This is a genomic window from Rhabdobacter roseus (assembly GCF_014202275.1).
Classification (GTDB): Bacteria; Bacteroidota; Bacteroidia; order Cytophagales; family Spirosomataceae; genus Rhabdobacter; species Rhabdobacter roseus.
Window position 1 is genome coordinate 968,314 of the sequence record NZ_JACHGF010000003.1, and the last position, 8,936, is coordinate 977,249.

Here is an 8,936-nt window from a genome sequence, read left to right on the forward strand (position 1 = left end):
TGTTGATGGACTAGGGCTCCCTGATAAAGTCCTGCCGCGTCATGCTTTCGCGTGGGGTCTGGTTCAGATCCTGCCGGTACTCCTTCTTTTTCAAGTCGCCGTTCTTCACGGATTTGATGAAGTTATTCCAGGCAAAAGGATTCAGGAACGGAAAGGTAGTGACAAAGCTTTTATTGGCCGCCGACTCCCGCCCAAAGAGCAGCTGATCCATGGTGTAGCGGTAGTTGGTCTGGGCGTTGTTAGGTACCTGAGCGGCCATCCGGGTGAGGTAGTCCTGATCGGTACTGCGCGCCAGAGCGTCGCGGTCGGCCTGGTCGGGGAGTCGCATTTCCAAAAAGGCCTTCTTGAATTCCTCTTCGGTAGCGTAGGGGTACACCCGTACTTCGGCCAGCATCTGTACGTCTTCGCGCATGGCAATGATGGCCGAGTAGGTTTCGGCGTTGTAGTTGCGCGGGATCACGTGGTACTGCGTTTTGTACCCCACGTAGGTGTACACAATGCTATCACCGGGAAACACCGGAATGGAAAAGTACCCGACGTGGTCGGCCAGGGTACCTTTACCCGCTTTGGGAATAAAAATATAAGCGCCGGGCAACCGCTCGGAGTTTCCTCCGGCCACCACGACCCCCGTAAAGATGATCGCTTTTTGCTGCCCCTGCGCCGCGGCGTCGGGGCTGCTCAGCCAGCTGGCCAGTACGACAAAAAATACTATGATGATGTTTTTCATTCCTGCAAATCTTTATTTCTAATTTCTAATGGGTCAAGGACTTACCTTCGCTGTTTTTTAGGCTGCCAGCCAAGGTTCAAAAAAGCAAATGATCAAAAAGGTACTTGGGCGAGGTACCTGAAAGTACCTGCTAGTACCAAAACGCCCGGCTGATCGGCGCATTGCTTCGGATTAAGTATAAATAGTTGTGCCAATCACGAAAACAGCTTGATGAAAGTTACGATGAACGGCGCCGACAGCAACAAGCCGTCGAACCGGTCCAGGAAACCGCCGTGGCCCGGTATGGTACTTCCCGAATCTTTAATGGCAATGCTGCGCTTAAAGAGAGACTCCACCAGGTCGCCGTAGGTACCTACCACCACAATAATAGCCCCGATGCAGTACCATTTCCAGGGTTCGAAGGTACGAAAGTAAAAGCCCAGAACAAAGGCTACGAGGGCCGCAAAGGCCGCTCCACCCAGGGCTCCCTCCCAGGATTTCTTGGGCGAAACGCGCTCAAACAGTTTTCGCCGGCCAAATTTGGTGCCGGCAAAGTACGCCCCGATGTCGGTAGCCCACAGCAGCAACAAACTACCCATTACGATTTCGTAGTTGTAAATACCCCCACGAATGGCCATGGCGATGATGAGCGAAAAAGGTAGCGCGACGTAGATGATCCCCAGGAACGTAAAGCCAATGTTGGTAAAGGGTTTCAGATCGTTCTTTTTGTACAGCTTGATAAAAAAAATCATGGCAAGCAAAGGGCTGATCAGAAAGTAATTTTCAAAAGCGACAATTTCCTTTTCGATCAAATACGTCAGCAGGATCATCACGATCCCGCACAAGGTACCGTAGTGAGTCAGGGGCTGGTTGCCATCGAGGCCCAGCAGCTTGTAAAACTCCAGCTGCGTAAGAGCACTAATGGTACAAAACAACAGCATGAAGGTCAGGTCGTTGTAAAGTACCCCCAGCACAATAATGCCCACGCCCACGATAGCCGCCACAACGCGTTGCTGCAGGTTATTCAGTTTCTCTAAGCGTGGCGTCATGGGTCAGGATCTGTTTGGCGGCCTGGGCGTCTTCTACGGGTACATGTACCTCACATAACCCGAAAATAACGTAGCTGCTGGATTGTTTATTCAGAATGACGGCGTTGATCCCGTTTTCTTCCAGCACCGACCGGGCTATTTCGGCCCGCACTACCTGACTCGTTTCAAATACCTTTTCCCAATTATCCATTCTACTCTAGTATAGATTACGTTCAAAAATGATCACTTGTGGCTACTTGCTACTATTATTTTCTCAAAGTATTTTTTCTGTGCTCTCCAGGGGACGGTTTTTGCGCACCCAAACTCCGTAGAGCAAGGCTCCGGTGATGCCCAACGAGAGCAGCGCGGTAACCAGCGACACCGTCTCGGTATCTTCGATGTCGATCGGGATGGCTTTCCGGTGGTAGAGGTACATCATGAATACCGTGAAGCCGTTATTGACAAAATGCGCAAAGATTGCGATCGACAACCGCCCCGACCAGTAGTACAGGTACCCAAACATGGCACCGAGCAGCATCCGGGGCAAAAACCCGTAAAACTGCACGTGAATGGCGCTGAATACGATGGCCGATACCCAGATCGCCGTGTGCACGCTGGCCCATTCTTCGGCTAGTTTCCGCTGCAACACGCCCCGGAAAAGTACCTCTTCGCCGACGGAAGGAATAAACCCGATCACGACGATGGCGATCAACAGCTGCCCGGCCGACTCGAACTGCACCAGGTGCTTGGTGAGCTTGCCTAGTTGATCTTCTTTGGCGCGCATCCATTGCTCCACACCCTGTAGCCCTTCGGGTAGGCTCATCTGGTTGTTCCACTCGATCATGAGGCTATTGAAAGGCATGAAAGCCACGACCAGCAGGAATACCATCAGCCAGGTAGTGGCCGACGAGGCCGGACGGAAGTCAAAATCGGCCCAGCGCCGCCGCTCGATCAGGTACCAGTACAGCAGCGAAGGTACCAGAAACGTAAGTACATGGGCCGTAGCCTGCAAGAGCATGAGCGCGTACCAGCCGTTGGGTACCTGCGAGGGGTCCTGCAAGAGCGTCGCGATGATGTCCATGGATACCGCGCCGTCCATAGACAGGTACCCAATCAGGAGCAAAGCCGCCAGTAAATTCCCGACCGACATGCCGACCAGGATAAATCCGACGAGGACCAGCAGGCTTCGCCAGGTGTTAGGTACCCGTGGACGTGAGGTACTTGGAGTTATTTCTACCATAATTCCGTAAATTTACGGCTAAATTCCTGTTCAGGAACATCTTTCTGGTTGGGATTGTATAAAATAAAGAAACTATCGGACTGCGTCCGGGTGTTTGATGGGCAAGATAATCAGTAAAGTGTAAGTACAAGCATGGTCAAGATTGGGAATATTGAATTAGGGGAATTTCCGTTGCTGCTGGCCCCCATGGAAGACGTGAGCGATCCGCCCTTCCGGGCCGTCTGCAAGGAGAATGGCGCGGACCTGATGTACACGGAGTTCATTTCGTCGGAGGGCTTGATCCGCGACGCCGCCAAGAGCGTCCGGAAGCTCGACATCTTTGAGTACGAGCGCCCCATAGGCATCCAGCTTTTCGGCAGCGACATCGAAACCATGCGCGCTTGTACGGAAATTGCTACCCAGGCCAGTCCCGACCTGATCGACATCAACTACGGCTGCCCGGTTAAGAATGTAGCCTGCCGTGGGGCGGGTGCCGCGCTATTGCAGGACATCCCCAAGATGGTTCGGATGACCGAGGCCGTGGTGAAAGCCACCCACCTACCCGTGACGGTTAAGACGCGCCTGGGCTGGGACGACACCACCAAGAATATTCTGGAAGTGGCCGAGCGGCTGCAAGATATAGGCATTCAGGCCCTGACCGTACACGGCCGCACGCGCGTACAGATGTACAAGGGCGCCGCCGACTGGACGCTCATCGGGCGGATCAAGGAAAATCCGCGCACGACGATTCCGATCTTCGGCAACGGCGACATCGACAGCCCCCAGAAAGCCCTGGCCTACAAAAACCGCTACGGCGTGGACGGCATCATGATTGGTCGGGCGTCCATTGGGTACCCCTGGATTTTTAACGAAGTGAAGCATTACCTCCGCACGGGTGAGCTATTGACCCCTCCTACCCTGGCCGCGCGCGTAGAAGCCTGCCGCAAGCACCTGGATTTTTCGGTGCGCTGGAAAGGCGAGATTACCGGCATTCTGGAAATGCGCCGCCACTACACCAACTACTTCCGGGGCCTCAACCACTTCAAACCCTACCGGATGCGGTTGGTGGAGAGCTTGTCGCACGAGGAGTTAAACGGCATCCTGAGCGAAATTTCTGAAGCCTACCACCAGGCCGAATTCGTGACGGCATGAGCAGCAAATCCATTACCAGCTCCAACGCCCCCATTCCCCTGATCGCCTGGGGTCTGCTCGGACTACTGGCTTTGGTGTGGGGTAGTTCGTTTATTCTTATCAAAAAAAGTTTACTGGCTTACAGCGTCACCGAAGTGGCCGCGGGCCGGGTTTTCCTGGCTTTTGTTTTCTTTTTTCCCGTACTGGTCCGCAGCTACAAAATCATCCCCCGGTTTTTGTTAAAGTACCTTTTCCTGTCGGGGCTGCTGGGGTACTTAGTACCGGCTTTTCTGATCGCCGAGGCGGGTAGTCACCTCAACAGCGCGCTGGTAGGTACCCTCAACGCCCTGAGTCCGCTGTTCACGATGCTGATCGGCGTGCTGCTCTTTGGGCAGCGCTCCCGCCTCATGCAGGTGGTGGGGCTGCTGGTGGCGCTGGGCGGAGCCCTGATGCTCATCCTGACGCACAACGGTACTTCGTTTTCGGTAATTAATCCCTACGTCATTCTGGCCATTGCGGCTACGCTTTGCTACGGCACCAACATCAACATCGTGGCAAGGTACCTCCGGGAGCTCCCACCACTAATCTCTACCGCCTGGATTTTTGCCGGCGTGGGGCCTATGGCGTTGGGCATGTTGCTGTACACGGGTTTTTTTACCAAAATGTCCAACCCCGCCAACCTGGTTCCTTCCTCGGCCTTGCTTAGTTTGGGCGTGTTGGCTTCGGGACTGATGTCGGTCATTTTTAATCGTGTCATTCAGCTATCCAGTGCGGTATTTGCGGCCTCCGTGACCTACCTGATGCCCATCGTGGCGTTGTCGTGGGGGCTGCTCGACCAGGAGTCCATCGGGCCACAGCAGTGGGGAGGTACTTTCGTGATCCTGGCGGGGGTGTACCTTATCAATAGGAAAGCCAAAAGCCGCCCGCCCAGTACCCCGGAACCAAACCACAAGCCATGACCGAGGTACTTTTGTGCTGGAAGTACCCCGCAAAGTACCTACCTTAGAGGCCATCTAAACCCAAAAGAAAAGCTACGACCATGCTAAAAGTAACCGTAAACGAATCCGATACGCTACAGATCCGGCAGGAGAAGAAACAGTGGTTTATTGGCGACGAGCCCTTTGGAGGGGACGTTGTACGGCTCGACGACCGCCGGTACCATGTCATCTGGAACGATCGCTCCTTTACCGTGGAGGTACTTGAAACGGACGCGGCGGCCAAGCAGTTTACGCTACGCATCAACGGCCAGCTCTACACTACCTCCGTGCAGGATCGCTTCGATCTCCTGCTCGAAAGCATGGGCATGAGCCAGGCCGCGGGCACTAAGGTAAATCAGGTGAAGGCCCCCATGCCCGGCCTCATCCAAACCATCCGGGTGCAGCCCGGTGACCCCGTACAGAAAGGCGACACCCTGCTAGTGCTGGTGGCTATGAAAATGGAAAACGCCATCAAAGCCCCCGCCGATAGCGTAGTGAAGACCATCCATGTACAGCCCGGCGATAGCGTCGAAAAAAATCAGGTATTGATAGAGTTTGTCTAAATAACTTGTAATTCTGACTCTCCTGCGCTTATTTTTACGAATTCAACTCCAAAAACTTCATCATGCCCAGTCCTAAATACAAACGTATTTTACTCAAACTCAGCGGCGAAGCCCTCAACGGCGGCGATAAAACTCAGGTCATTGATTTTAGTATTCTCGATCAGTACGCGCAGGAGATCCGGCGGGTATACGACGCGGGCGTACAAATCGCGATCGTCATTGGTGGAGGTAATATCTTTCGCGGTGCCTCCGTCGAGAAATCCGGCATCGACCGCGTCCAGGGCGACCACATGGGCATGTTGGCGACGGTCATCAACGGCATGGCCGTACAAAGCTCGCTCGAAAAGCACGGCATGTACACCCGGCTGATGTCGGCCATCAAGATGGAGCAGGTATGCGAGCCGCTGATCCGCCGCCGGGCCATTCGCCACCTCGAAAAGAGCCGGATCGTTATTTTTGGAGCCGGTACCGGCAACCCCTACTTTACCACCGACACCACCGCCAGCCTGCGGGCCATTGAGTCGGAGGCGGAGGTAGTTCTGAAAGGTACCCGCGTCGATGGCGTCTACACGGCCGATCCCGAAAAAGACCCTACCGCCACCAAGTACGATTCACTCACCTTTGACGAAGCGCTGTCCAAGAATTTAAAGATTATGGATTTGACCGCCTTTGCCCTTTGCAAAGAAAACAACGTACCCATCATCGTGTTCGACATGAACAAATCCGGCAATCTCTACGACATCGTCATGGGTGGCTCCGCCGGTACACTGGTGTCGAGTGAAGGGTAAGTCGTTTTTTACATTGAAATATGTTTTGATATAAAATCTAACCAAACCCACATGGAAGAAATAGAACTATATCTGGATGACGCCAAGGAAACGATGGACGGAGCTCTGAAACACCTCACCATTGAATTGTCGAAAATTCGCGCCGGAAAGGCTTCTCCCCAAATGCTGGAGGGGATACAAATAGAGTACTACGGCTCCATGTCGCCATTACAAAATGTAGCGACCGTCAATACGCCCGACGCCCGCACGATCGCCATCAAGCCTTTTGAGCGCAAAATGATTCCGGAAATAGAAAAAGCCATCCGGAACAGTAACGTAGGGTTGTCCCCTTCGAACGACGGCGAACTGATCCGGCTGTCGGTACCACCGCTCACCGAAGAGCGCCGTCGGGAGCTGGTCAAGCGCGTGAAGCAGGAAGTCGAAACGGCCAAAGTGAACGTGCGGAACATCCGTCAGGATGCCAATAACTCCATTCGTAAATTGACCAAAGAAGGTGTTTCGGAAGACGAAGTGAAGATTGGGGAAGAGCGCGTTCAGAAACTCACCGACAGCGCCATCGCCCAAATCGAGCAGATTTTTGTGGTGAAGGAAAAGGATATTATGGAAGTATAAAAACCCTTATGGGTACTTGTATAAAGCAGCGATTCCCGCTAGTGTCTACTAACGGGAATCGCTGCTCTTTTTTCATGGCTATCGCTGAGCAAAGCTCAGACTCTCTTACTATTCGCTTTGTATTTTCAGTGGCTAATCATCCTTGTCGTGCAGGATACGTTTATTATTATTAAGTACCTATCCACGACAGGAAGAAGATGTAAAAATTCCATTCCTGCCCCCTCAAAGTACCTGGCAGCGCTTTTTAACGCCAGATACTTTGAGTAATTGCCCCATAGTGCGTATCCTCTTCTACGCCTGCTTGTCGGCTTCCGGCCACTAACTGGCAAAGCCCGATCCTGATGAGACCGGGCTTTGGAAAAGATCGGGCAAAGTACCTTCGTTTTATACTTTTTTGAAATCAGCAAAAGCGCGGTGTCCCGACTCTTCGTACAGTCGATCCTGAGGTAAGGCCTTGAAGTAGTCGTAGGTAATCTGCAACCCTTCTTGGCGGCTTACTTGCGGCTCCCAGCCCAAGATCTGCCGGGCCAGGGTGATGTCCGGCTGCCGTTGCTTGGGATCATCCTGCGGCAGATCTTTATAAATAATTTTCTGCGAAGTACCCGTCAGCTTGATGATCTCTTCGGCAAACTCCTTGATAGTAATCTCACCCGGATTGCCGATGTTGACCGGATACGCGTAGTCACTTAACAACAGCCGGTAAATACCTTCCACCAGGTCGGCTACGTAACAGAAAGAGCGCGTCTGGCTGCCGTCGCCAAAGATCGTCAGGTCTTCGCCCCGCAGCGCCTGCCCAATGAAAGCCGGAAGTACCCGTCCGTCGTTGAGGCGCATACGCGGTCCGTAAGTATTAAAGATCCGGACGATGCGCGTCTCCAGGCTGTGGTAGCGGTGGTAGGCCATCGTGATGGCTTCCTGGTACCGCTTGGCCTCGTCGTAGCAGCCCCGCGGGCCAATGGGATTCACGTGCCCCCAGTATTCTTCGTTTTGTGGGTGCACCAGCGGGTCACCGTAAACCTCCGAGGTGGAGGCAATCATGAAACGCGCGCCTTTGGCCAGGGCCAGGCCCAGGAGGTTGTGCGTACCCATGGCCCCTACTTTCAGCGTTTGGATGGGAATTTTGAGGTAGTCGATGGGGCTGGCCGGGGAAGCAAAGTGTAGCACGTAGTGCAGATCGCCCGGCACATGCACAAACTTAGTCACGTCGTGGTGGTAAAACTCGAAGTGGGGCTCAGGCATCAAGTGCTCGATGTTACGCATGTCGCCGGTGATGAGGTTATCCATCCCGATGACGTGGTAACCCTCCTTGATAAATCGATCGCTCAGATGTGAGCCCAGAAAGCCCGCCGCTCCCGTGATAAGTACGCGTTTCATGAATACGTTATTTGGTCAAATAGTGAAAAATTCGTGTTCTAAAAATAGGAGGCCTAGCTCACCTGCACCGCTTCGCGCCCGATGGAGAAGTAAGTAAAGCCCTGCTCCCTGATCTGATCCAGCTCGTAGAGGTTCCGCCCGTCGAAGATCACCTTGTTCTTCAACAACTTGCCCATCTTCGCAAAATCCGGCGTCCTAAACTGCGGCCACTCCGTGAAGATCATCAGCGCGTCGGCCTCGTCCAGGGCCGCGTAAGGCGTGTGGCAGTACGTCACCTGCGGCAGCTGCGCCTTCACGTGCTCCATAGCTTCGGGGTCGTAGGCCGTCACCTGTACCCCCGCCGCCAGCAGCGCCCGGATGTTCTCCAAAGCCGGGGCCTCGCGGATGTCGTCCGTGTAGGGCTTAAAGGCCAGCCCCCACACCGCAATCGTCTTGCCCTTCAACTCGCCCCCGAAGTACTCCTCCACCACCGGCAGCAGCCGCTTCTTCTGGTCGTCGTTCACCGCCATCACCGAGCGCAGGATCCGGAAGTCGTAGC

11 protein-coding genes are annotated in these 8,936 nt (G+C 53.9%); 5 read left to right on the top strand and 6 right to left on the bottom strand.

Translation table 11 applies throughout. From position 1 onward, the window contains the following. Nucleotides 1-10: 10 nt before the first annotated feature. From HNQ92_RS13850 to HNQ92_RS13865, 4 genes are all read right to left on the bottom strand, one after another. Nucleotides 11-727, bottom strand: a complete 717-nt coding sequence (locus tag HNQ92_RS13850; protein ID WP_184174603.1) for a carboxypeptidase-like regulatory domain-containing protein — start codon at nt 725-727, stop codon at nt 11-13. A gap of 194 nt (nt 728-921) precedes the next feature. Beyond that, nucleotides 922-1,755, bottom strand: a complete 834-nt coding sequence (locus HNQ92_RS13855; protein ID WP_184174604.1) for a phosphatidate cytidylyltransferase — start codon at nt 1,753-1,755, stop codon at nt 922-924. Next, nucleotides 1,727-1,945, bottom strand: a complete 219-nt coding sequence (locus tag HNQ92_RS13860) for a putative signal transducing protein (RefSeq protein ID WP_184174605.1) — start codon at nt 1,943-1,945, stop codon at nt 1,727-1,729. The genes HNQ92_RS13855 and HNQ92_RS13860 overlap by 29 nt, the downstream gene beginning before the upstream one ends. A 63-nt stretch (nt 1,946-2,008) precedes the next feature. Continuing rightward, nucleotides 2,009-2,974: a CPBP family intramembrane glutamic endopeptidase gene (locus HNQ92_RS13865; protein WP_184174606.1), complete on the bottom strand. Its 966-nt coding sequence runs from the start codon at nt 2,972-2,974 to the stop codon at nt 2,009-2,011. A gap of 132 nt (nt 2,975-3,106) precedes the next feature. On the opposite strand from HNQ92_RS13865, the gene dusB reads away from it, so the two are divergent. From dusB to frr, 5 genes are all read left to right on the top strand, one after another. After that, nucleotides 3,107-4,105 (top strand): tRNA dihydrouridine synthase DusB, encoded by a 999-nt coding sequence (gene dusB, locus HNQ92_RS13870; protein WP_184174607.1) that lies wholly within the window; start codon nt 3,107-3,109, stop codon nt 4,103-4,105. Then, on the top strand, nt 4,102-5,043 hold the full coding sequence (locus tag HNQ92_RS13875) for a DMT family transporter (protein WP_184174608.1): 942 nt from the start codon (nt 4,102-4,104) through the stop codon (nt 5,041-5,043). Before dusB ends, HNQ92_RS13875 begins: the two co-directional genes overlap by 4 nt. A gap of 80 nt (nt 5,044-5,123) precedes the next feature. Continuing rightward, nucleotides 5,124-5,624, top strand: coding sequence for an acyl-CoA carboxylase biotin carboxyl carrier protein subunit (locus HNQ92_RS13880; protein WP_184174609.1), 501 nt, complete (start codon nt 5,124-5,126; stop codon nt 5,622-5,624). 62 nt (nt 5,625-5,686) lie between these two features. After that, nucleotides 5,687-6,412: a UMP kinase gene (gene pyrH / locus HNQ92_RS13885; protein ID WP_184174610.1), complete on the top strand. Its 726-nt coding sequence runs from the start codon at nt 5,687-5,689 to the stop codon at nt 6,410-6,412. Nucleotides 6,413-6,463: 51 nt separating this feature from the next. After that, nucleotides 6,464-7,024, top strand: coding sequence for a ribosome recycling factor (gene frr / locus HNQ92_RS13890; RefSeq protein WP_184174611.1), 561 nt, complete (start codon nt 6,464-6,466; stop codon nt 7,022-7,024). Between the two features lie 384 nt (nt 7,025-7,408). Here frr and HNQ92_RS13895 read toward each other — a convergent pair whose 3' ends face one another. Continuing rightward, entirely contained in the window at nt 7,409-8,398 is a 990-nt protein-coding gene (locus tag HNQ92_RS13895) for a UDP-glucuronic acid decarboxylase family protein (RefSeq protein WP_184174612.1), read from the bottom strand. 53 nt (nt 8,399-8,451) lie between these two features. Further along, nucleotides 8,452-8,936, bottom strand: a 485-nt coding sequence (locus HNQ92_RS13900; RefSeq protein WP_184174613.1) for a UDP binding domain-containing protein, incomplete at its 5' end; no start/stop codon positions are given.